Origin of the sequence: Shinella sp. 838, assembly GCF_029623935.1 — a bacterium.
Classification (GTDB): domain Bacteria; phylum Pseudomonadota; class Alphaproteobacteria; order Rhizobiales; family Rhizobiaceae; genus Shinella.
The window spans coordinates 175,585-199,274 of the sequence record NZ_JARSBQ010000010.1 but is presented as its reverse complement, the minus strand read 5'-3'; the positions used below and the strand labels follow the sequence as shown (position 1 = coordinate 199,274).

20 protein-coding genes and 1 riboswitch are annotated in these 23,690 nt (G+C 64.8%); of the genes, 16 read left to right on the top strand and 4 right to left on the bottom strand.

Translation table 11 applies throughout. From position 1 onward, the window contains the following. From P9A16_RS25310 to P9A16_RS25280, 7 genes are all read left to right on the top strand, one after another. Positions 1 to 837, top strand: coding sequence for an ABC transporter ATP-binding protein (locus P9A16_RS25310; protein WP_023516982.1), 837 nt, complete (start codon positions 1 to 3; stop codon positions 835 to 837). A gap of 11 nt (positions 838 to 848) precedes the next feature. Next, entirely contained in the window at positions 849 to 1,712 is an 864-nt protein-coding gene (locus P9A16_RS25305) for an ABC transporter permease (protein ID WP_023516981.1), read from the top strand. 52 nt (positions 1,713 to 1,764) lie between these two features. Further along, on the top strand, positions 1,765 to 2,799 hold the full coding sequence (locus P9A16_RS25300; protein ID WP_023516980.1) for an aliphatic sulfonate ABC transporter substrate-binding protein: 1,035 nt from the start codon (positions 1,765 to 1,767) through the stop codon (positions 2,797 to 2,799). A 153-nt stretch (positions 2,800 to 2,952) separates the two neighbouring features. After that, on the top strand, positions 2,953 to 4,383 hold the full coding sequence (locus P9A16_RS25295; RefSeq protein WP_024270278.1) for an MFS transporter: 1,431 nt from the start codon (positions 2,953 to 2,955) through the stop codon (positions 4,381 to 4,383). A 36-nt stretch (positions 4,384 to 4,419) separates the two neighbouring features. Next, positions 4,420 to 4,510: riboswitch (glycine riboswitch) on the top strand. A gap of 148 nt (positions 4,511 to 4,658) precedes the next feature. Further along, positions 4,659 to 5,900: a D-amino acid dehydrogenase gene (locus P9A16_RS25290; RefSeq protein WP_130518362.1), complete on the top strand. Its 1,242-nt coding sequence runs from the start codon at positions 4,659 to 4,661 to the stop codon at positions 5,898 to 5,900. 87 nt (positions 5,901 to 5,987) lie between these two features. After that, entirely contained in the window at positions 5,988 to 6,419 is a 432-nt protein-coding gene (locus P9A16_RS25285) for a GlcG/HbpS family heme-binding protein (RefSeq protein ID WP_278026015.1), read from the top strand. A 111-nt stretch (positions 6,420 to 6,530) separates the two neighbouring features. Further along, the gene (locus P9A16_RS25280; protein ID WP_278026014.1) at positions 6,531 to 7,718 is read left to right on the top strand and encodes an amidohydrolase family protein; all 1,188 of its coding nucleotides are present in this window, start codon (positions 6,531 to 6,533) and stop codon (positions 7,716 to 7,718) included. 31 nt (positions 7,719 to 7,749) lie between these two features. On the opposite strand, the gene P9A16_RS25275 is transcribed toward P9A16_RS25280, so the two are convergent. Then, a complete protein-coding gene (locus P9A16_RS25275; RefSeq protein ID WP_278026013.1) occupies positions 7,750 to 9,225 on the bottom strand; it encodes an MFS transporter in 1,476 nt (491 codons plus the stop codon). Positions 9,226 to 9,312: 87 nt separating this feature from the next. Between P9A16_RS25275 and P9A16_RS25270 the strand changes: the two genes are divergently transcribed. After that, positions 9,313 to 9,888, top strand: coding sequence for a TetR/AcrR family transcriptional regulator (locus P9A16_RS25270; RefSeq protein ID WP_278026012.1), 576 nt, complete (start codon positions 9,313 to 9,315; stop codon positions 9,886 to 9,888). A gap of 46 nt (positions 9,889 to 9,934) precedes the next feature. On the opposite strand, the gene acnA is transcribed toward P9A16_RS25270, so the two are convergent. Further along, entirely contained in the window at positions 9,935 to 12,514 is a 2,580-nt protein-coding gene (gene acnA, locus P9A16_RS25265; protein ID WP_278026011.1) for an aconitate hydratase AcnA, read from the bottom strand. A gap of 194 nt (positions 12,515 to 12,708) precedes the next feature. Here acnA and P9A16_RS25260 point away from each other — a divergent pair, with 194 nt between their 5' ends. From P9A16_RS25260 to otnC, 8 genes are all read left to right on the top strand, one after another. Further along, positions 12,709 to 13,635 (top strand): GntR family transcriptional regulator, encoded by a 927-nt coding sequence (locus P9A16_RS25260; RefSeq protein ID WP_278026010.1) that lies wholly within the window; start codon positions 12,709 to 12,711, stop codon positions 13,633 to 13,635. Positions 13,636 to 13,723: 88 nt separating this feature from the next. Then, positions 13,724 to 14,812, top strand: a complete 1,089-nt coding sequence (locus tag P9A16_RS25255; RefSeq protein WP_023516909.1) for an isocitrate/isopropylmalate dehydrogenase family protein — start codon at positions 13,724 to 13,726, stop codon at positions 14,810 to 14,812. Between the two features lie 128 nt (positions 14,813 to 14,940). Further along, complete coding sequence (locus P9A16_RS25250) at positions 14,941 to 16,044, top strand: ABC transporter substrate-binding protein (RefSeq protein ID WP_023516910.1); 1,104 nt, start codon at positions 14,941 to 14,943, stop codon at positions 16,042 to 16,044. Positions 16,045 to 16,105: 61 nt separating this feature from the next. Continuing rightward, complete coding sequence (locus P9A16_RS25245) at positions 16,106 to 17,866, top strand: ABC transporter permease (protein WP_023517444.1); 1,761 nt, start codon at positions 16,106 to 16,108, stop codon at positions 17,864 to 17,866. Next, positions 17,859 to 18,935, top strand: a complete 1,077-nt coding sequence (locus P9A16_RS25240) for an ABC transporter ATP-binding protein (protein ID WP_023517443.1) — start codon at positions 17,859 to 17,861, stop codon at positions 18,933 to 18,935. The genes P9A16_RS25245 and P9A16_RS25240 overlap by 8 nt, the downstream gene beginning before the upstream one ends. Before the next feature lie 42 nt (positions 18,936 to 18,977). Next, complete coding sequence (locus P9A16_RS25235; RefSeq protein WP_023517442.1) at positions 18,978 to 19,643, top strand: Asp/Glu/hydantoin racemase; 666 nt, start codon at positions 18,978 to 18,980, stop codon at positions 19,641 to 19,643. Between the two features lie 21 nt (positions 19,644 to 19,664). Continuing rightward, a complete protein-coding gene (gene otnK / locus P9A16_RS25230) occupies positions 19,665 to 20,936 on the top strand; it encodes a 3-oxo-tetronate kinase (protein ID WP_024270093.1) in 1,272 nt (423 codons plus the stop codon). Beyond that, positions 20,933 to 21,571, top strand: a complete 639-nt coding sequence (gene otnC / locus P9A16_RS25225) for a 3-oxo-tetronate 4-phosphate decarboxylase (protein WP_023517034.1) — start codon at positions 20,933 to 20,935, stop codon at positions 21,569 to 21,571. Before otnK ends, otnC begins: the two co-directional genes overlap by 4 nt. 284 nt (positions 21,572 to 21,855) lie before the next feature. Here otnC and P9A16_RS25220 read toward each other — a convergent pair whose 3' ends face one another. After that, entirely contained in the window at positions 21,856 to 22,611 is a 756-nt protein-coding gene (locus P9A16_RS25220; RefSeq protein WP_272791816.1) for an SDR family oxidoreductase, read from the bottom strand. Between the two features lie 161 nt (positions 22,612 to 22,772). Further along, positions 22,773 to 23,615, bottom strand: coding sequence for a LysR family transcriptional regulator (locus P9A16_RS25215; protein WP_023517031.1), 843 nt, complete (start codon positions 23,613 to 23,615; stop codon positions 22,773 to 22,775). Positions 23,616 to 23,690 lie beyond the last annotated feature (75 nt).

Below are 23,690 nucleotides of genomic sequence, written 5' to 3'. Positions count from 1 at the left end.
ATGGAACGCATCGCCGTCAGCGCTGTGCGCAAGTCGTTCAACCTGAAGCCCGGCCAGACCGTGACCGTCGACGGTGTCACGTCCAGTCGTATCGCGGTGCTGGATGGCGTGGACCTCACCATCAACAGCGGCGAGTTCATCACGCTCGTCGGGCCCTCCGGCAGCGGCAAGTCGGTGCTGCTCGACGTGATCGCCGGGCTGACCGAGGCGACCTCGGGCGTCGCCCGCATCGATGGCATCGAGGTCACCAAACCCCATGCCCGCACGGCCTATGTCTTCCAGCAATATGCGCTCTTTCCCTGGCGCACGGCCTTGCAGAATGTCGAATATGCGCTGGAAGTGCGTGGCGTTCCCGCAGCCGAGCGGCGCGAGCGGGCGAAGGACTTCCTGCATCTCTTCGGTCTCAAGGGCTTCGAGGACCGTTTCCCCTCGCAGCTTTCCGGCGGCATGCAGCAGCGCGTGGCGATCGCCCGGGCGCTTTCGACGGATCCGCAGGTCCTCTTGATGGACGAGCCCTTCGCCGCGCTCGATGCGCAGACCCGCGATATCCTGCAGAGCGAGCTCCTTCGCATCTGGGAGCAGATCAAGACGACGGTGGTTTTCGTCACCCATTCCATCGACGAAGCGATCTATCTTGCCGACCGCGTCGTGGTGATGACCGCCCGGCCGGCGAGCGTGAAGGAGATCGTCGAAATCGACCTGCCGCGCCCGCGTGATCTCGATATCCGCAACAGCGAAGCCTTCAACGCCTATCGCGGCCGCGTCTGGGAAAGCCTGCGCGACGAAGTCGGCAAGGCCCAGCGCGACTGGACCCTTGCTTCCACCTACGCCAATTGAGGGAGGATCCGATGAGCCTCATCGTCGACCGCAACCTGCCACTGCGCACCGCCTTTTCCTTGCGCCGCAAGCGTATCCCTTCCAAGGCGCCGAGTGCTTTCGGCGAGACCGTCTCCACCATCACGCTCGGCCTGCCGGCACTCGTCGCCTTCGCGCTGCTCTGGGAGGTCGCTCCGCGTATCGGCTGGATCAATGCCCTGTTCTTCCCGCCGCTGAGCCAGGTGCTTGCGGTGCTCTGGGAGATGATCGTCTCCGGCCAGCTTGCCGACCACATCGGCATCAGCCTGCAACGGGCGGCGATCGGTTTTGCGCTGGCCGTCGTCACCGCCGTGCCGCTCGGCTTTCTGATGGGGCGCTATTCGCTGTTTGAGAAAGCCTCCGACTTTCTCGTCCAGACGCTGCGCAACACCTCGCAATTCGCGCTGCTGCCGGTCTTCATCCTCGTTCTCGGCATCGGCGAAGCCTCGAAGATCGCCATCACCTTCTATGCCGCGGTGTTCTTTCTTCTGATCAACACGATCGTCGGCGTGAAGTCCGTCGATCCGCTGCTCGTCAAGGCGGCACGCTCCATGGGCACCTCGGACTGGGACCTCTTCAAGAAGGTGATCTTCCCTTCCGCCATTCCCTCGATCGTCGCCGGTGCCCGGCTCGGCGTGAAGACCTCGCTCTTCTCGGTGATCGCGGCCGAGATGCTCGCCGCTCAGTCCGGCATTGGTTACCTCATCCAGAATTCGTCGCTGATGCTGGAAACCGATCGCATGTATGCGGGCATCCTGACGCTGACGATCATCGGCCTGCTGCTCAACTACCTGCTCGTTGCTGGTGAACGGCGCGCGACGCACTGGCGCGGCAGCGGCGAAAGCGGCCCGAACTGATCCCGATCGCATCGCTTCCTCAATCAACGATCCATCCCGAAAGGATTTGCCCATGACATCGTTTCCGCTCCTTCCGCTGCGCCGGACACTCCTGAAAATCGCACTCGCGCTGTCGATCCTGCCCGGTGCTGGCCTTGCGACGGCCTCCGCCGACGAGGCGAAGCCCGACGTCATCCGCATCGGCTCCACGGCGCCTGGCCACCTGAAGTTCATCCTCTACCGCAACAAGAAGCTCTTGGAGGACGAGTTCGCCAAGGACGGCATCAAGGTTGAGCTGACTACCTTCGACGGTGGCTCGGCGGCGACCGTCGCCCTCGGCTCCGGCGCAATCGACTTCACCTATATCGGCAACAACCCCTCGCTGCGCCTTGCGGCCACCGGCGCCGACGTGAAGCTGATCGGCCTGTCGAGCTGGAACCGCTCCAACGAGACGCAAATCGTCGTGAAGCCGGATTCGCCGATCCAGAAAATCGAGGACCTCAAGGGCAAGAAGGTCGCCTATCTCGCCGGCACGGTGCGCCATTCGACTTTCGCCAAGGCGCTGAAGACGGTGGGCCTTTCGCTGGGCGACGTCGAGAGCCTCAATCTCGGCATCGAGAGCTCCGGTCCGGCCCTGTCGCGTGGTGACGTCGATGCCCTCGTGGAGAGCACCGGTCCCGTGCAGAAGCTGGTCGAGGAAGGCGAAGCCCGGGTGATCTTCGATGCCGGCGTTTCCGGCAGCCCGGAGTGGGCCGTGCCGCATCTCCTCAGCGTCAATGGCGATTTCGCCCGCAAGTACCCCGACATCGTGACGCGCCTTTTGGCCGTCGATATCGCGGCGGCGCGCTGGGCCGACGCCAATCCGGAAGAGACGATCGCGATCTTCGTCAAGGAGACCGGCAACAGCGACAAGGCCGTGCGCGCGACCTATCCGGACGGCAAGTTCTTCCAGGATCCGCAGGTGACCGAGGAGGCGGTGCGTGCGCTTCAGGGTGAGGAGGTGTTCATGGCCGATGCCGAGCTTTTGAAGGGCAAGGTCAACTACGACACCTGGATCGACCGCTCCTTCTACGATGCCGCCGTCAAAAAGCTGGATGCCAGCAACTGATCTCCGGGCGCTTCCGCTTGTCTCCGGATTGCGGAAACGCTCTCTTCGTTTGTCTCCTTGCACGTCCGGCAAATCCGCTTCGCGCTCTCGCTGGAATTGTTCTATAGGATCGGACGGCGGCGTCTTGAACGCCGTCGCTTTTTTGTGATTGCGATGTCTTCCATTCCCTCACAGCCCATACCGCTCCACCGCACCCGCATCGTCCCGGCCGTCGTCGCCGTGGCGTTCTTCATGCAGATGCTCGACAGCACGATCATCGCGACGTCGCTGCCGGCGATGGCGAAGGCCTTCTCGACAGATGTCGTGGCGCTCAACATCGGCTTCACGGCCTATCTGCTTGCCATGGCCGTGTTCATTCCGCCGGCCGGCTGGCTTGCCGACCGGTTCGGCACCCGCGAAGTTTTCGTGACGGCGATCGCACTTTTCACGCTTTCTTCCGTCGCCTGCGGCTTTTCCGGTTCGCTTGGCGAGTTCACCGCGGCGCGGCTCGTCCAAGGCGCATCCGCCGCACTGATGACGCCCGTCGGGCGCCAGCTCGTGCTGCGCGGCGCGCCGAAGGCGGAGTTGGTGCGAGCGATCGCCACCATCACCTGGCCGGCGCTGATCGCGCCGGTGGTCGGGCCGCTGATCGGCGCCTGGGTTACAACCCATGCCGGTTGGGAGTGGAATTTCTTCATCAACCTGCCGCTCGGCCTGCTCGGCGTGGCGCTCGTGCTGTTCTTCGTGCCGCAAGTGCCGGCCGAGGGCGCGCGCCCCTTCGATCTCAAAGGCTTCCTGCTGACGGGAAGCGCGCTCGCCCTCACGCTTGCCGGCCTGGAGCTCTCCAGCGCGCCGACGGGCGGCGCCGGCACGCTTGCCGTTCTCGCCCTCGGCCTCGTCGCCGGCTGGGCTGCCGTCCGTCATCTCCGGTGCGCGCCGCATGCGCTGCTCGACATGGCCGTGCTCAAGGTTCCGACTTTTGCCTTCGCGACGCTCTCGGCCGGTACTGCCGGGCGGCTTGCGGTCAATGCCACGCCCTTCCTGCTGCCGCTCCTGTTCCAGGTCGGCCTCGGTATGGACGCCGTCGAGACCGGCTCGCTCGTGCTCGTCTATTTCCTTGGCAACCTCCTGATGAAGAGCGTGACGACGCCGGCGCTGCGCCTTTTCGGCTTCCGTACGCTGCTCGTCGTCAACGGCCTTGTCGCTGCGCTGACGATCGGCGCCTTCGCTTTCGTCGACGGTAACACGCCGTGGCTGCTGCTCTTCGGGCTGCTGATCGTTTGCGGACTGTCCCGCTCTATGCAGTTCACCGCGCTGACGACGATCGCCTTTGCCGATGTCACGCCCGCCCAGCGTAGCGCGGCGACCACCATCTCCGCCATGCTGCAGCAGCTCGCGCAGCTTCTCGGCGTCGCCGTTGCCGCCGCCGTCATCCGCCTTTCGGCCGCCCTTTTCCCCGAGGCCGCTGGCGGTGGCATGCTGGTGGATATCCGTGCCGCCTTCCTGTGCATCGCCGCCATCGGGCTCGTCTCGGCCCTGCGTTTCCTCGCGCTGCCTGCCGGTGCCGGGGCGGAAGTTTCGGGACATCGTCATCGCCCCTCTTGATTCTCCTCAAGATTGCGGTAGCCTGCGCGCGTTCGACAAGACTGCATGGGAGAGACCGGCTGCAAGGCCGGCGCCGACGGAGCAACCCCCCAGGAAACTCTCAGGCACAAGTGACCGTGCAGTTGAACGATCTGGAGAGAGACGCTGTGAGCGTCCACCGAAGGGGAAAGCCGCCGCGGCCGTGCCGTGCGGGTAAACTCTCAGGTACCGTGACAGATTGGGGAAAACGCGGGCTCCGGCCCGTACCCTGATGTCATACGGAGCGAGAGACCTATATGCCCCATATCGCCGTTATCGGCGCCGGTATTACCGGCGTCACCACTGCCTATGCCCTTCTTGAACGTGGCTTCGACGTCACCGTGCTCGAAAGCCAGCGCTACGCTGCCATGGAAACCTCCTTTGCCAATGGCGGTCAGCTTTCCGCCAGCAATGCCGAGGTCTGGAACCATTGGTCCACCCTGTTCAAGGGTGTCAAATGGATGATGCGGAACGACGCGCCGCTGCTGATGAACCCGCGGCCGACCTGGCACAAATATTCCTGGCTTGCCGAGTTCGTCTCGAACATCATGCGCTATCGCGACAACACGGTGGAAACGACCCGTCTGGCGATCGCCGCCCGGCAGCACCTCTTCTCCATCGCCGAGCGCGAAAACATCGATTTCGACCATGTGCGCCGCGGTATCCTGCACATCTACTGGGACAAGGCGAGCTTCGACCACGCCGCGAAGGTCAACGCCATGCTGACCGAGGGCGGACTCGACCGCCGGGCGGTGACGGCCGAAGAGGTCAAGTCGATCGAGCCGACCCTGCACGGGGCCTTCCACGGCGGCTTCTACACGCCGTCGGATTCGACCGGCGACATCCACAAGTTCACCTCGGGCCTTGCGAAGGCCTGCCAGCGCCGGGGCGCCCGGTTCCTTTTCGATGCCCGCGTGACGGCGATCGGCAGAAACGGTGCATTCCGCATCAGCTATGCGACGGGTGAGGGCGCGGAGCGCCAGGTCGAGACGGATGGCGTCGTGGTCTGCGCCGGCACGGCCAGCCGCCAGATTGCCGCCATGCTCGGCGACCGGGTCAATATCTATCCCGTCAAGGGCTACTCGATCACCGTGCATCTCGATGACGAGCGCAGCCAGGCGGCAGCCCCCTGGGTGAGCCTGCTCGACGACCGGGCGAAGATCGTGACCAGCCGTCTTGGCCCCGACCGTTTCCGCGTTGCCGGCACGGCCGAATTCAACGGCATGAACCGCGACATCCGCCACGATCGCGTCAAGCCGCTCGTCGACTGGACGCGCATGCTGTTTCCCGAGGCCGATACCAATCGTGTCGTGCCCTGGGCGGGCCTCCGCCCGATGATGCCCAACATGATGCCGCGGGTCGGCAAGGGGCGTCAGCCGGGTGTGTTCTACAACACCGGCCATGGCCATCTCGGCTGGACACTTTCGGCAGCGACTGCGCAGATGGTGACGGATACGATTGCCGGCGAAATGGCAGCAGACCGCGCCATCGCCGCCTGATAGAAGGGCAGCGAAGCTTTCGACAGTTCGGGTTCCGGCGATCCTTCGCCGGGACCTTTCGGAAAACAGGACCCTACGAGGACAGACATGGCCGAACTTACCCTTGCCGTCGCCAACAGCATCATCGCCGCCGCCCTGGAGGCGGGCGCTCAGGCCGGCCTCAAGCCGCTCACCGTGGCGGTGCTCGATGCCGGAGGGCACCTGAAGGCCTTCCAGAAGCAGGACGGTGCCTCCATGCTGCGCTATGAGATCGCTTTCGGCAAAGCCTATGGTTCGCTCGCCGTGGGCATGGGCTCACGCTGGCTGGACAAGAACGCGAAGGAGCGCCCGCACTTCATTGAAGGCCTGACCGCCGTCTCGGGTGGCAAGATCGTCGCCGTTCCCGGCGGCGTGCTGATCCGCGATGCCGCCGGGGCGCTGCTTGGTGCGGTCGGTATCACCGGAGATACCTCCGACAATGACGAGATCTGCGCGGTTGCCGGTATCAAGTCCGCGGGCCTCGTCGCCCAGGTCGATTGAGGCTTGCATCCTCAACGGTTGCCAAGTGGACGGTGGAGAGCGGAGATTGGCAAAGCGGGAAAAGAATGACGTTCTCCACCCGCATCCGTGCTGATTTCAGGGTTCTCCGAAATGACCGACCTGCTTGTAACCAATGTCCGGCCCGATGGCGGTGAGACTGCCGACATCCTGATCAAGGGCGGCAGGATCGTCGCCATCGGCGCGAACCTGCCGCGCGAGCCGGGCGTTCCCGCGCATGATGGCGGCAATGCCGTCGCCATCGCTCCCTTCGTCGAGCCGCACGTGCATCTCGACAAGATCCTCTGGGGCCTGCCGTGGCACAGCATCAATGTGCCGCCCTCGCTGCGTGCGATGATCGACAACGAGGTCGAGATCCGCCAGAACCTGCCCTGGAGCACGGAGGAGCGCGCCGGCAACCTCATGCGGCAGTGCGTTGCCATGGGCTCGACCCATATCCGCAGCCATGTCGACATTTCCAGCGGCTACAAGCTCGACAACCTGCATGCGGTGCTGCGCGCCCATGAAAGGACGCGCCACGCCGTGGGTCTCGAACTCGTCGCGTTTCCGCAGCTCGGCATGATGATCGATCCCGGCACGGCGGATCTGATGGAGGCGGCGCTCGACGAGGGGGCATCCATCATCGGCGGCATCGATCCGACCGATATCGACGGTGATCCCAAAGGGCATCTCGACACGGTCTTCGACATCGCCAGCCGCAAGGGGGCGAAGATCGACATCCACCTGCACGAGGCGAGCGAACTCGGCCTGGCCACCTTGAAGATGATCGCCGAGCGTACCAGGGCGAACGGCATGCAGGGCCGCGTCGTTGTCAGCCATGCCTTCTGTCTTGGCGACGGGGCGGCCGATGCGGTGGACAGGATGATCGACGTCCTTGCGGAAAACGATATCGGCATCATCTCTGCCGTTCCGGGCGAGATCGATTTTCCGCCGATGTTCGAGCTGGCTCGACGCGGCGTCAGATGCGCCGTCGCCTCGGATTCCCTGCGTGACACCTGGAACCCGCACGGCAACGGCGACATGCTGGAGCGCTGCTGGCTGCTGTCCTACCGCTCCTATTGCCGCACCGATGACGAGCTGGTCGCTGCGCTCGACATGGGCACGGCGCGCGGCGCCGCCCTGCTCGATCTTGAAGGCTACGGCCTCGATGTCGGTTGCGAGGGCAGCCTTGTGCTGATCGAGGGCGAAAACCGGGCGCAGATCCTCGTCGACCGGCCGAAGCGCAGCCTCGTGGTCAAGCGCGGCCGTATCGTCGCGCGCAACGGTGCCTGGGTGGAGTGAGGCCGCGCGTAGCGCGGCACTCGTGCGATGATCAGCGCGGGCTCAGTTTCCAGTAGAGCGTGAAAGCGACCGCAATCAGCATCGCCACGGCGACGCCGACAACGCCGACAAAGGCATAGTCGAAGGCGGACTGGGCAAGGGTGATGACCTGTTGTGCCTGGTCCGGTTTGAGGCCGTCGGCAAGAACCAGCGCCTCGTCGAGGCTGTCGCGGGCCTCGTCGGCAAGCGCTATGCCTTGCGGCACCACCATCGCCTTCGAGTAGAGGGCGGACATCAGGCTTCCGAGCAGTGCAATGCCGAGCGCGCCGCCCAGTTCGAACGAAACCTCCTCCACGGAGGCGGCCATGCCGGCCTGCTCCTCCGGTGCCGAGAGCATGATCACGGCCGATGCCGCCGTCATGGAGGCGCCGACACCGACGCCCATCGCGGCGAGGGCCGCGATCCAGTAACCCGTCGGTCCCTGGTGCGTGGCGAGGAAGGCGGCAAGCGCAAGCCCGGACAGCAGCAGTGCGGCCCAGAGTACCCGTTCACCACCGAGGCGCGGCAAGGCGAGCCCGGTGAGCGGCCCGGCGAAGAAGGCGGCTGCGGGGATCGGCAGAATGAGCAGGCCGGCCTCAAGCGGGGAATAGCCGAGCACGAGCTGAAGCCGCTGGCTGAAGACCAGCTCCACGCCGATGAGGGCGGCGGAGGCGACGAGTGCGGTGACGACGCCCGCGGTAAAACGCGGATTGGCGAAGAGCGCGAAATCGATCAGCGGTGCCGTGCTGCGGCGCTGGCGGCGGATGAACACCGTCATCGCCGCAAGGCCGATGGCGAGCGCGATGGCTGCGCTTTCCCAGGAAGGATCACGTTTGCCCGCTTCCTTGACGGCATAGGTGAGGCCGACGAGGCCGAACATCACCTGCACGGAGCCGAGGAGATCCCAGGGCCGGTTGCGGTCTCCCGCGCGGCGGGCGAGCAGGACGGCGCTTGCCGCGAGCGCGACGAGCACGACCGGAACGTTGATCAGGAAGACGGAACCCCACCAGAAATATTCGAGCAGCAGCCCGCCGACGACGGGGCCGAGCGCTGCCCCGCCCGAGGCGACCGCAGCCCAGATGCCAATGGCGAAGGCGCGCTCCTTCTCGTCGGTGAAGGTGAGGCGGATGAGCGACAGCGTGGCGGGCATCATCATCGCGGCCCCGGCGGCCAGGACGACGCGTGCGGCAATCAGGAGGGCGGAGGAGGGGGCGAAGGCCGCGCCGAGCGAGGCGAGACCGAACACGATGAGGCCGGCCATGAACATCTGCTTGTGGCCCAGCCGATCGCCCAGCGTGCCGAGACCGGGCAGCAGGCCGGCGACAACTAGTGGATAGGCGTTGACGATCCAGAGCTTTTCCGCGGCTGTCGCTGACAGTGCGTGCGTCAGTTTGGGCAGGGCCGTGTAGAGCACCGTCATGTCGATGACGATCAGGAAGAGGGCACTGGAGACGACGGCGAGAACGAGCCAGCGTTTACCACGAGACATGGGTATGATCCTTGGGCATGGTGTTTAGAGGTTGCATGCGCGTGGGGCGCTATATAAATACGTTCGTATTGAAATGGAAGGGGTGAAATGGCAGGACGACCGCGCAGTATAGATCGCGACCGTGTTCTGGACGCCGCGGAGGCCATCGTGGCCTCGGACGGTGCGGCGGGCCTGACCTTCGATGCCGTCGCGCGCGCCGCGGGCATCACGAAGGGCGGCGTGCAATATTGCTTCGGCACGAAGGAGAATTTGATCCGCTCGATGATCGAGCGCTGGGGCAGCACGTTCGAGGGGGAGGTGATGGCGCATGCGGGCGATGACCGCTCGCCGCAGTCCGTCATCCGCGGACATCTGCTCGCGACCCGCGACAGCGACGAGGCGGAGTACTCTCGTTCCGCCGTGATGATGACGGCCCTCTTGCAAAGCCCGGAGCAGGTGGCGTCGAGCCGGGTCTGGTACACACATCGCCTGGCGGGGCTGGATATGGACAAGGCGGAGGACAGGCAGGCGGCGCTCGCTTTCCTCGCCGGTGAGGGCGCCTTCCTGCTGAAGGCCTTCGGCCTCATCGATATCACAGAGGCCCAATGGACGGCCCTGTTCTCCGACATGCTTGCCCTTGCAGGCGGGCGCGGTGGGAAAGGAAACGAGGACCCGTCGAAATAGGCCACTATCGTCTTGGGGGTGTTGCCGCATCCCCGCGACGAATGCTTCAGGACTGTCGGCGAAGCCTCGCGGAGAGGATCGCCGGGATCATGCCGCCGGAAACCAGGATGGCGGCCTCCCGGTCCGTTTCCACTGCGGCGTGGGCCTGCAATTGCTGGCGGGTGCCATCGGGCCGCAGCAGGGTCACGCTGATCGGGCCACGCGGTACCACCTGCGTGGCGTCGATCTCGATACGGTCCGTCGGCCCCGGGGAAAAGGGCGTCGCGCGGTCGATCACGATGGGAAGCACGCCCATGCCGACGAGATTGGTGCGGTGGATGCGCTCGAAGCTGCGGGCGAGCACCGCGCGCACGCCGAGCAGCGCCACGCCCTTGGCGGCCCAGTCGCGCGACGAGCCGGTGCCGTAGCGTTCGCCGGCGACGAGGACGATGGAACGGCCCTCCGCCCAGTATCGTTCGGCCACGTCCCAGAGCGGGCCTTCCTCCAGCGTCGGCGCATGGATGGTCCGCGAGGCCGGCCGGCCGCCGATCAGGACGTTCGCGGCAGTCCGGTTGTCGAAAAGGCCGCGCACCATGGCCTGCCAGTTGCCGCGCCGGGCGGCGTAGACGTTGAGGTCGGCCGGGGGATCTCCGCGTTCGATGAGGTGTTGCCCGGCAAGACTGCCGGTCGCGATCTGGCCGGCCGGTGAGATGTGGTCGGTCGTCATGTCGTCGCCGAGGACGAGCAGGGGATGGGCCGTATAGGCGCCCAGCCGGTTTTCCTGTCCCGCGGCGGCAAAGGGCGGCCGGCGGAGATAGGTGGAGGTCTCGGACCACGGAAAGCGCACGGATCGCGGCGCATCGAGCTGTTGCCAGGGTTCGTATTGCCGGGCCTGCGCAAAGGCTTCCCTGAAGGCCTGCGGTTCGGAAAACTGTCGCACCACAGCATCGATTTCCGCGTCTGACGCGAGCAGTTCGCCAAGGCGGATCGGGTTGCTGCCGGCCCCGCGGGCGATCTCTACATTCATGGGATCGGGCACGATCCTGCCGACAAGCGACAGGGCGACGACGAGTGGCGGAGACGCAAGAAAGCCGAACTGCAGGGCCGGATGCACACGCCCCGGAAAGTTACGGTTGCCTGAAAGCAGCGCCGTTGCCACCGTTCCACCGGCAATCGCCTCTGCCATGTCCGGCTGCAGCGGCCCGGAATTGCCGATGCAGGTCGTACAGCCATGGCCGACGATGCCGAAGCCCAGCGCTTCCAGATCGGCAAGCAGTCCGCTGGCCGAGAGAAACTGCTCGGCGGAGGGTGAGCCGGGCGCAAGGGAGGTCTTGACCCAGGTGGGCGGGCGAAGGCCGAGGCAGCGGGCCTTGCGTGCGACGAGGCCTGCGGCGGCAAGCAGCCGACGGTCGGAGGTGTTCGTACAGCTCGTAATGGCGGCGATGGCGATCGCGCCATCCGGTATGTCCTGTGTTCCCTGCCGGAACGGTTGGCCGCTCGCCGCCTCCAGTGCCCGTGCCGCCTCGTCAAGTGGCAGCTTGTCCTGCGGCCGACACGGGCCGGCGAGAAGCGGCGCAACGTTTGCAAGATCGAGCTCGACGACGCGGGTGTAGCGCGGTTCCGCGGCGGGATCGAACCAGAGGCCGAGCGCTCTTGCCGCCGTCTCCACCAGCGCGCAATGATCGGCCGAGCGCCCCGTTTCACGAAGATAGGCGATCGTTTGTGTATCGATCGGAAAGAAGCCGGTCGAGGCGCCGTATTCCGGCGCCATGTTGGCGACGACCGCCCGGTCGCCGCCGGTCAGCGTGGAGACGCCCGCGCCGAAGAATTCGACGAACTCGCCGGCGATGCCGTGCCGGCGCAGCAGGTGGGTGACCTCGAGCGCGAGGTCCGTCGACAGCACGCCGGGCCTCAGTCGCCCGGTGAGGTGGACACCGACCACGTCAGGAATGCGCAGCGTCACCGGCATGCCGAAAAGCACGCTCTCAGCCTCGAGCCCGCCGACACCCCAGGCCAGAACACCGATGCCGTTGATCATCGGCGTGTGGCTGTCCGTGCCGACGAGCGTGTCGGGCGCAACCCAACGCTCACCGTCGCGCCCCTCGATCCCGATGACCGTGGCGAGCTGTTCGAGATTCAGCGTGTGCATGATTCCGGTGCCGGGTGGATGGACCCGGACGCCGGGCAGCGCGGTGGTCGCCCATTTCATCAGACGGTAGCGCTCGCTGTTGCGGTCCATCTCGCGGCGCATGTTGTGTTCGCGCGCGCCCGGGCGACCATACCAGTCGACGGCCACGCTGTGGTCGACCGAAACGTCGACGGGCAGCGCGGGGGTCAGGGACGAAGGGTCGCCGCCAGCCTCGGCGATGGCGTCGCGCATGGCGGCGATATCCACCAGTGCGGGCACGCAGGTCGTGTCGTGCATCAGCACGCGGGACGGATGGAAATCGACCTCCCCCTCGCTCGTGCCGTCCTCGATCCAGCGGTCGAGCGCGGCGACGAAGGCCGCCAGCCGGCCAGGGTCGCGCCGTGCCACGTTCTCGAGCAGGATGCGCAGGACGACGGGCAAGCGTTCGAGCCGACCTTCGAAGACCTCGTTCAACGGGACGAGCCGGGCGGTTCCCTGCGCCGTTTCGATCTGCCGCATCGCCGAAAGCTCCAAGAAAATGATTTTTAGAACTTAAAAAGCCAATTATATGGATGTGTCAATCGGAATCTGGCCTCTCATTGGCTTTTATCCGGCAGGATATGCAAAAAATCTGGGCTATTGTTTCTTTTGCCCCACCCGTGGAATAACCTCTGCCCGACACGCCCCTCCGGAAGACCAGGGACACCGAAGACATGCGCTCCAGCCAACTGGCCCAGACCATCGCCAACGAAATCACCCTTCTCGTCACCTCCGGGGAGTTGACGGTGGGCGACCATGTGAAGACCCAGCAGCTGGCGGACCGCTTCGGCGTCTCCCGTTCGCCTGTGCGTGAGGCGATGGACATGCTGGCAAGTCAGGGATTGCTGGAGCAGAAGGAAAACCGTGGCTTCTTCGTGCGGGAGACGGCCGGAGGCATCGTCGAGCGGGTACGCGACGATGCCGAGCCATTCGAGATCGCGAATGACTACCAGAGGCTGGCAGAGGACTGGCTGACGGACCGCATCCCCGCCGAGGTGACCGAGCAGATGTTGCGCGAGCGCTATGAACTGACCAAATCGCAGCTCAACGATGTCCTGATGCGTGCTACCCGCGAGGGCTGGGCGGAGCGCAAGCAGGGATACGGTTGGCGTTTCCTGCCGGTGGCGAAGACGCCGGAGGCCTTCGAGCAGATCTATCGGTTCCGCATGCTGATCGAGCCGGCCGCCATGCTGGAACCGGAGTTCCGCCTCGACCGGAAGATCATCGAGGAGCAGCGGCGTATCCAGCAGCGGATGCTGGACACCGACATCGAGCGCCTACCGGCCGAGCGGCTGCTGCACAATGGTGCGTCCTTCCATGAGGAGCTGATCAAGATGTCGAACAACCCGTTCTTCCATCTTTCGCTCGTGCGCGTGAACCGCATGCGCCGTCTTCTCGAATACCGCTCGCGCGTCGACCGCAGCCGCACTGTGCGGCAATGCCAGGAGCACCTCGAAATTCTCGATCTTCTCGAGCGCGGCGAGATCGTCGAGGCGTCCTACACGATGCGCCGGCATCTCGGCGGTGCGCTCTCCAAGAAGTCGCCCGTTGCCTGGTCCTGGTCGCACCAGGCGCGTGAAAAAGAAGGTCCCGAAAAATAGAGATTGCATTTATGAATTAAAAAAGCCAATACTTCTCCCGTGACATTGCGCGGCGCTATCGCTCGTCGCCTTATGGGAGATGGATCTGATGAAACTGTTCGTGACGCCGTGTGACGGGATTGGCCCCGAGATCACCGCGGCAACCATGGAGGTCCTGAAGGCTGCGGATGCGGCCTTCGGTCTCGGCCTCGAATACCACTTCGAAGACACCGGCTTCACCAGCCTGGAAAAGTTCGGCACGACGCTGCGGGACGAGACGATCGAACGGGCGCGTACCTTCGACGGCATCGTCCTCGGCCCGCAGTCGCACATGGACTACCCGCCCCGCGACAAGGGGGGTGCGAACGTCTCTGCCGGTTTCCGTGTCAAGCTCGACCTCTATGCGAATGTGCGCCCGGCCCGCTCGCGTCCCTTCCTCAACAACGCCAAGACGATGGATCTCGTCATCATGCGCGAGGCGACGGAAGGGTTTTACCCCGACCGCAACATGTTCGCCGGCACGGGCGAGTTCATGCCAACACCGGACGTGGCGCTGTCGGTCCGCAAGATCACGGCTTCGGCCTGCGAACGCATTGCGCGCCAGGCATTCCTGCTCGCCATGAAGCGGGGCAGGAAGGTGACTGCGGTCCACAAGGCGAACAACTTCATCCTGACCGATGGCCTCTTTCTGCAGCAGGTCCACAAGGTTGCCGCCGAGTTTCCGGAGGTGACGCTCAACGACGTCATCATCGATGCGATGGCGGCCCATCTGGTGCGCGATCCCTCGCGCTTCGACGTGATCGTGGCGACCAACTTCTATTCGGACATCCTCTCGGACCTTGCAAGCGAGCTTTCCGGCAGCCTTGGCCTTGCCGGCTCGATCAATGCCAATGCCGAGACCGGCCTCGTCTGCGCTCAGGCCCAGCACGGTTCGGCGCCGGACATCCAGGGCAGGAATATCGCCAACCCCACCTCGCTCATCCTGTCGGCAGCGATGATGCTGAGCTGGCTCGGCGAGCAACGCGACCTGCCGCAGTTCGAGGCGGCGGGTGCGGAAATCGAGCGCGCCGTCGACGAGATCCTGGCTGATCCGGGTTCGCGCACGCGCGATCTCGGTGGCGCCACCAACACAGACGTTTTCGGCTCTCGCGTGGCGGGTGCGGTTCGGAACGGTGGCGGCGAGCGTAAGCGCGCCTGACGGTACTGTTTGTGTTTTTATTTTCTAAAAACCAAAACTCAAATGGGGAGGATGCGGGGGCAGGGAGTGGCCCTCGCGCATTGCCCGCGGCTGTTTTCGCGACGCGGGTTCAATCTATGGGAGATGAGATGATGAACAGGATCCTATCCGCCCGCGCGGCTGCCCTTGTGTTCGGCACTGCGCTCATGACCACCTTCGGTGCATTCGCCGAGGAGCTTCCTGCCGGATATCCGGCCGACTATGCGGCCATCGTGGCTGCTGCGAAGGAGGAGGGCACGGTCTCGATCTATACCTCGACCGACGCCGCCCAGTCGCAGAAGCTGCAGGACGGCTTCACCAAGAAATACGGCATCAAGATCGCCTATAACGATCTCGGCACGAACGGCGCCTACAACCAGGTGATCTCCGAGGCCGCCGCGGGCCAGACGACTGCCGACATCGTCTGGAGCTCGGCGATGGACCTCCAGATGACGCTGGTGCAGGACGGCTATGCCGGCGACTATGCCTCGCCGGAAGCCGGCAACATTCCCGCCTGGGCGAACTACAAGAACGCGCTCTACGGCACGACCGTCGAACCGGTCGGCCTGATCTACAACACCAAGGCGCTTTCGGAAGACAAGTTGCCGAAGACCTATGCAGACCTGATCGTCTTCCTCAAGGACAACAAGACGGAGCTTCAGGGCAAGGTTGCAACCTTTGATCCGGAAAAGAGCGGTTCCGGTTTCCTCCACCACTCCAATGACGCGCGCAACCGCCCGGATTTCTGGGATCTCGCCAAGGCCATGGGCGAGAACGGCGCAAAAATCTATTCCAGCTCCGGCGGGATGAAGGAGACGGTGGTCTCGGGTGAGAACGCCATCGCCATCAACATCATCGGTTCCTATGCGCTGGACTGGGTGAAGGAGAGCCCTAACCTCGGCGTGCATTTTGCGATCGACTATACGCCGGCCTTCTCGCGCCTTGCGCTGGTGACCAAGGATGCGCCGCACCCGAATGCGGCCAAGCTGTTCATTGATTTCATGCTGTCCAGCGAAGGTCAGTCGCTGCTCGCCGAGGGTGGCCTGCCTTCCGTGCGCGAGGACGTGACGGCCGGTCTCAACATCAAGACGCTGAACGAGCGTGTCGGCGGCGGCCTGAAGCCGATCGCGGTCGATGAGGGCGTGCTCGAGTATATGGAGCCGACCAAGCGCGTCCAGTTCCTCAACGACTGGAAGGCAGCCCTCGGTCGCTGATGCTCCGCCGGCCGCAGCGCGCGCTGCGGCCGGCCCCGCCACCATTTGCGAGAGGCTAGGAATGTCTACCCATGCTCAAGCGCCAGCTGCGCTCGACCTGTCCAAGGCCGCGGCTGAAAAGAAATATCCGGCCAGGATGCCGCGCCACGGCAATGCCGGCCTGTACCGGCGCATCGTCATCGGGCTCCTTGCCCTCGCCGTCCTGGCGCCGGTCGGCCTGATCGTCTACCAGAGCTTCCTGACGGCGGCCTTCTTCAGCCCGCGGGCGCAGTTCGGCCTCGATGCCTATAAATACGTCTTCACCGACCGGAACTTCTACAAGGCGCTCGCCACCACCGCGATCTTCTCCTTCGGTATGGTGGCCATCGCCGTGCCGCTCGGCGGCCTGCTGGCCTTCCTGATCACGCGAACGGACATCAAGGGCAAGCGTCTTCTCGAAATCCTGGTTCTGGTGCCGATGTTCATCTCGTCCATCGTGCTGGCCTTCGGCTACACGGTGTCCGTCGGGCCGACCGGTTTCGTCTCGCTCTTCATTCGCGGCATTCTCGGCTTCGTGCCGTGGAACATCTACAGTCTGCCGGGCATGATCCTGATCGCCGGTCTCAGCCATGTGCCGCATGTCTATCTCTACGTCTCCTCGGCCATGCGCAATCTGCCATCGGATCTCGAGGAGGCAGCCCGTACCACCGGCGCGTCCATCTGGCAGGTCTCCCGCGATGTCACGCTGCCGATGGTGCTGCCGGCGCTGATCTTCGCCGCTGCGCTCAACATCCTGCTCGGCTTCGAGACCTTCGGCATTCCTCTGGTCCTCGGTGATCCCAATGGCATCATGGTGCTCACCACCTATATCTACAAGCTCACGACGCTGTTCGGCACGCCCACCTACCAGCTGATGGCCGTCGTCGCCGTCGTTCTCATCCTCATCACGCTGCCGCTCGTCTGGATGCAGCGCAAGCTTCTGCGCAATACGCGCAAATATGCCGCGATGGGCGGCAAGGGCGCACGCGTCGCCACGCTGAAACTCGGCACCAGCGGCCAGGTCATCGCGCTCTCCATCATCGGTTTCTGGCTGTTCGTTTCCGTCGTCCTGCCGATCGGCGGCATTGCGGTGCGCGCCTTCGTCGATGCCTGGGGTGAGGGCGTCAATCTCTGGGACCAGCTGACCTTTTCGAATTTCGACCGCATGCTGGAAGTTCCAAGCCTGGTGCGTGGCATCATCAATACCGTTCTGCTCTCCGTCGTCGGCGGTGCGGCGGCGGTTGGCATCTACCTGATGGTCGGCCTTGCGGGGCATCGCAACTGGGGCCTGTCGAACACCGTGCTCGATTACATCGTGCTCCTGCCGCGCGCCCTGCCGGGTCTCGTCATCGGCCTTGCCTTCTTCTGGGTGTTCCTCTTCGTGCCACTCCTGACGCCGCTTCGCCCAACGCTCGTCAGCCTCTTCATCGCCTATGTTGTCGTCGGTCTGTCCTATGGCCTGCGTCTGCTGCAAGGCACACTCATCCAGGTTGCGCCGGAGCTGGAAGAATCCGCCCGCACCACCGGTGCCACGATCGGCCGCACCTGGAAGGACGTGGTGATCCCGATCGTTCGGCCGGGCCTTGCCGGCGCCTGGGCGCTGATCATGATCATCTTCCTGCGCGAATATGCGACGGGCGTCTATCTCATGGGTGCCGGCACGGAGGTCATCGGCTCGCTAATGGTCTCGCTTCTCCAGACCGGCGCCATGAACACCATTGCCGCCCTTTCCCTCATCAGCATCGTCTTGACCGGCGCCGGCCTTGCCCTCGCCCTTCGTCTGGGAGCAAAAATCCATGACTGAACTCGTCGTCAGCAATGTCCAGAAATGGCTGGGCGGTTTGCAGATCCTGAAAGGGGCATCGTTCACCGCGCAGCGCGGTTCCATCGTCGCCCTGCTAGGCGCCTCCGGCAGTGGCAAGACAACGCTTCTGCGCTGTGTCGCCGGCCTCGAACAGCCGGAAATCGGCCAGATCGTCATCGGTGGAAAGACCGTGCTCGATGGCGAAAGGAAGCTCGCGCTGCCTCCCGAGCAGCGCAATATTGGCCTCGTCTTCCAGTCCTACGCGCTCTGGCCGCACCGCACGGTGAGGGAGAATGTCGGTTACGGCCTGAAGCTGCGTGGCGTCACGCAGGCCGATATCGAAAAGCGTGTCCAGGCGATCCTGGAGCGCATGGGCCTCGGCCATCTTGCCGACCGCTTTCCCTCGCAGCTCTCTGGTGGCCAGCAGCAGCGCGTCGCGATCTGCCGGGCGCTGGTCTATGAACCGCGTGTGCTGCTGCTCGATGAGCCGCTGTCCAACCTTGATGCGAAACTGCGCGAGGAGGCCCGCTACTGGATCCGCAAACTGATCCTCGACCTCGAAATCTGCGCCATCCTCGTGACGCACGATCAGAGCGAAGCGCTCGCCGCTGCTGACAACATCCTGCTGTTGCAAGATGGCCGGATCGTCCAGCAGGGAGGACCGCAGGAGATCTATTCCAACCCCAACAGCTTCTATTCCGCGGATTTCCTCGGCGCGAACAATATCGTCAAGGCGAAGGTGAAGACCATCGATGGCAAGGCGGCCATTATCGGCGGAGACGACTGGAGCCTCGACGGCACGGTGCGCGAGGCGGGCGGCCTTGCGGCTGCGGAAGATGCCCGTGCTGTCATCCGCGTCGAACAGATCCGTGTCAGCGACCAACCCGAGGCGGGCAGTCTGGAGATGACGCTTGATGACAGCATCTATCTCGGAGACCGCTGGGAGTACCGCCTGCGCCGGGGCGATTTTGTCGCCAAGGCGCACGGTGCCCGCCAGCTGTCCTCGGGCAGGGTCTGGGCGCGTGTCCCCCCGGAAAGTGTCTGGGTGTTTTCGGCGGGCCAGCGGTAGCGGAGCATCAGGCCGGTGGCCGCTGCAGTCGAAGGGAAAGTCATGTCGAAACCGCCCCGGATCACCCTCATCCACGCGACGCCGATCGCCATGGATCCGATCAGGCTGGCCTTTTCGTCCGCCTGGCCCGAGGCCGATGTCGTCAACCTGCTGGAGGACAGCCTTTCCCCCGACCGGGCGCGGCAGGAGGAGATCACGGATGTACTGATGGCGCGGATCGCTGCACTGACCGCTTATGCCCGGCAGATCGGTAGCGATGCGGTGCTCTTCACCTGCTCGGCTTTCGGGCGGGCGATCGAGCAGGCGGCGACAACGGTGGACATTCCTGTACTCAAGCCGAACGAGGCGATGTTTGAGGCGGCGATCCGGCACGGTGGCAGAACCGCCATGCTCTACACCTTCCCGCCGGCCCGTGCGGGCATGGAGGCGGAATTCCGGGAGGAGGCCGCGCGGATGGCCCCCGGAGCGATGCTGGAGAGTTTCCTTGTGGACGGCGCTATCGAAGCGGTGCGGGCCGGCGACGTTGAAACCCACAACCGGCTTGTCGCGTCGGCCGCTGCCGGGCTGGAGGGGTTCGAGAGCATCGTTCTTGCGCATTTCTCCACGGCGCGGGCCGTGCCGGCGGTTCGGGCGGTGACGGACATCCCGGTCCTGTCCAGCCCGGATGCCGCCATCGACAAGTTGAAGCGCCTTCTCGGCGCGGCCTGATATTTCGCGGAAGGATCATTCATGCTGCTGGGCGTCATTGCCGATGATTTCACGGGGGCGAGCGATATCGCCAACACCCTCGCCAAGGGACTGCCGGGGGAGGGCGGCCTGCGCACGGTGCAGTATCTCGGCATCCCCGAAGAAAAGGCCGACCCTGCCGTCGAGGCGGGTGTGATCGCGCTGAAAAGCCGGTCGATCGCAGCCGCGGCGGCGGTCGAGCAGTCGCTTGCCGCCCTTTCCTGGCTGCTCGCCCAGGGCTGCCGGCAGATCGTTTTCAAATACTGCTCGACCTTCGATTCCACGCCGGGAGGCAACATCGGCCCAGTCGCCGAGGCGCTTGCCGATGCGCTGGGCGTCAAGGGCGTAATCGCCTGCCCGGCCTTTCCGGGGGCAGGACGGACCGTCTATCAAGGGCATCTCTTCGTCAGGGACCAGCTCCTGCATGAATCCGGCCTCCAGAACCATCCGCTCAACCCCATGACGGATGCGGATATCCGTCGGTGGCTGAGGCTCCAGACGACAAAGGACGTCGGACATGTCGATATCGCCGCGGTGCGGACCGGCCCCGCGGCGATCGCTGCGACGTTGGAGGCGCATGGGAGGGACGACCGCACCCTCGTCATCGTCGATGCGATCACCGATGACGATCTTGTCGCCATCGGCCGCGCTGCCGCCGAACACCGGTTGATCACCGGTGGCTCGGGCATTGCGATTGGTCTTGCCGCGAATTTCATCGAGAAAGGCCTTGCACGCGGTACAGGGGCCGACACGGTCGGTATTGCGGGGCCGGAGGCGATCCTTGCCGGCAGCTGCTCCGGCGCAACGCGCGAACAGGTTGCGGTGCATAGCCGCAACCATCCGACGCTGGCCGTGGATGTCGCCGGCGTTCTGGACGGCACGGTCACGACGGCGGACCTCACCTCCTTCCTTCTCGTCCATGCCGGCCAGGCGCCGCTGGTTTACTCTTCGGGTACACCCGAGGCGGTGACGATGATGCAGGCCCGCTTCGGGCGTGATCGGGTCGCTGCTGCGATCGATGCGCTCTTTGCCGAGACGGCGCGGAGCTTGGTTTCGGCGGGCATTCGCCGGCTGGTGGTCGCCGGGGGGGAAACTTCCGGTGCGGTCGTCTCGGCGCTGGATCTCGGCGCGCTGACGATCGGCGCAGAGATCGACCCGGGCGTGCCTGTGCTCGTCTCCGGCGGGGAGCGGCCCGTAGCGCTGGCGCTGAAGTCCGGCAATTTTGGTGCGCCCGACTTCTTCAACAAGGCACTGGAAAGGCTTGCCGGACGATGAAAGCTGAAAACAGGGTGCGCGAAGAAATCGTCCGCCTGTCGAAATCACTGTTCGATCGTGGTTACTCGGTCGGATCGGCGGGCAACATCAGTGCTGCCGTCGAGGATGGGATCCTGATGACACCGACCAATTCCTGTCTGGGATTCCTGGATCCGGCACGGCTTTCGAAGCTCGATCGCGACGGCAACCACGTTTCCGGTGATAAGCCGTCGAAGGAAGTGTTCCTGCACAGGGCGTTCTACGAAACGCGGGAAGGGACGGGCGCGGTGGTGCATCTCCATTCGACCTTCGCCACCGCGCTGTCCTGTCTTGCCGATACGGACCCCGACGACTGCATCCCGCCGCTCACCCCCTATGTCGTCATGCGCGTCGGCGCGGTGAAGCTGCTGCCCTATGTGAAGCCGGGTGACGCGCGGATGGGGGAGATGATCTGCGATCTCGGCGGGCGTTATGCTGCCGTGCTGCTCGCCAATCATGGGCCGGTTGTCACCGGAACGGACATCGTCTCCGCCGTCTATGCCGCCGAGGAGCTGGAGGAAACCGCCAAGCTCTTGGTTCTCCTGCGCGGTGCCCCCCGGCGCATGTTGTCGCCGGAGAATGTCGCGGAGCTGAAAGCCGTCTTTGGCAGGGCCTGAGGGGCGTCGTACTCAACGAAGGGGAGGCCGGGGAACCGAGCGACGAGAAGGGCCCGTGTCGGCATCGCGGAAGATGGCGCAGCGTACAATGCTGGGGAGTTGAGGCTGGGGATCACGTAGTCGCTGGCGGCAGCGGCATGAAATGCCCCGCCCGCCCGGTCATGCCGGCGGTAGTCAGCTCCTTGCTGCCGTAAAAGTGCACGAAGGTAACGGAGCGATGTGCCGCGCGGACGGCGGACGTGCCGCAGCCGGAGACGCCCATCAGGACGGTGCGCCTGTTTTCCTCACAGGGAGGCCGTGATGCCGCCGTCGACATAGAGCGTGTGTCCGTTCACGAAGGAGGAAGCATCGGAGGCAAGGAAGATGCACGCGCCGACAAGCTCCTCCACCTTGCCCCAGCGGCCCGCCGGCGTACGCTTTTCCAGCCAGGCGGAAAAGGCGGGATCGGCGACGAGGGTTGCGTTGAGCGGCGTGTCGAAATAGCCGGGGGCGATGGCGTTGCATTGCAGGCCATGTTTCGCCCAGTCCGTCGCCATGCCCTTGGTGAGATTGCCGACCGCACCCTTGGTGGCGGTGTAGGGGGCGATGCCGGGGCGGGCGAGTGCGGTCTGGACGCTCGCGATGTTGATGATCTTGCCTTTGCCGCGGCCGATCATGTGGCGGGCGACGGCCTGACCGACATTGAAGACGGTGGAGATGTTGGTCTTCAGGAGCTGTTCGAAGGCGTCGGCGGGAAAGTCCTCCAGCGGCGAGCGGTGCTGCATGCCGGCATTGTTGACGAGGATGTCGACAGCGCCGACTTCTGCTTCGAAGGCGTCTATGGCCTCACGCACGGCCGCGTGGTCGGTGGCGTCAAAGGCGAGCGTATACCTGGCCCCGAGCACTTCCGCTGCCGCCCGCAACTTGGCGGTGTCGCGGCCGTTGAGGACGATGTCGGCGCCGGCATCGGCAAGGCCCTTGGCCAGCGCAAGGCCGATGCCCTGCGAGGATCCGGTGACGAGGGCGCGTTTGCCCGTGAGGTCGAAGAGTTGCGTGCTCATGGCTCTTTCCTAGCTGAATATGATCTTCATCGACTGGCCCTTGCCCGAGGCGATCCCGAAGGCCGAGGCGCATCGGCGTGCGCTCCGGCCGCCCCATCCTCGATCCGCACGATGAGCGCCCGGACGTACCGCATGTCACCATCGAGCCGCGGCTGACGCTCTTACCCTGCCTTCAACTGCGCCCGGAGTTTTCCGGCGGCCAGATCCATGAAGGCCTGGATTCGTGGTGTGCGGCGCAGGTCCGGATGGACGAGGAGCCAGACTTCCGATTCCAATGTGTCGATGAAGCCGCCCCGCCGTTCAAGATCGAACGACCGGTGCAGATAGTCCGGCAGCAGTGCCTGTCCGAGGCCGGCTGCCGCGGCCTGGGCGGCGGCCCACATGCTGTTCACTCGCAGTACGGTCTCCTCTTCCGCTACATGGACGGCCAGCCAGCGGGCGGCGGGAATGGCCGAAAGACTGTCGTCGAGTGCGATCCACGGCAGATCCGTCGCGCTGCCGGTTTTCGCGTAGATTGCGTAGCGGAACGCGCCCGCCCGCTGGCCGACCAATGTCTCCGGCGGGGACCGTGTGGGGCGGATTGCGACTTCCGCCTCGTAGCGCGCCATGTCGGCAAAGGCGTTGGAGACCACAAGGTCGAAGCGGATGCCGGCATGTTTCCGGCGGACCAGCGGGAGCAGCGCGGTGACCAGAGGCACCAGGGAATCGGGCGTCGTGAGGGTGATGCGGCCCTCAAGACGCTGTTCGCCGCCCGCAAGCTGCCGTCGGGCCTCGGCAAGGCTTGCCGCGACGACCGTCGCGGCGCGGACCAGCTCGCTGCCGAGCGGGGTCGGGATATATTGCCCGCCGAGGCGCTGGAACAGCGGTGCGCCGGCCTCCTGCTCCAGTTCCTTCAGCCGGCGATAGACCGTTGCAAGATGCACATTGAGACTGGTGGACGCCGCGGCGGGCTTTCCGCTGCGTGCGAGGGCCGCGATCAGAAGAAGGTCGTCGGTCGAGAGCATTTTCGCGCCAATGCGAACTGGTTTCGTAATTCATGCAGAAGAATTCGCGCAGACGCAAATTTATATGTCGATCCA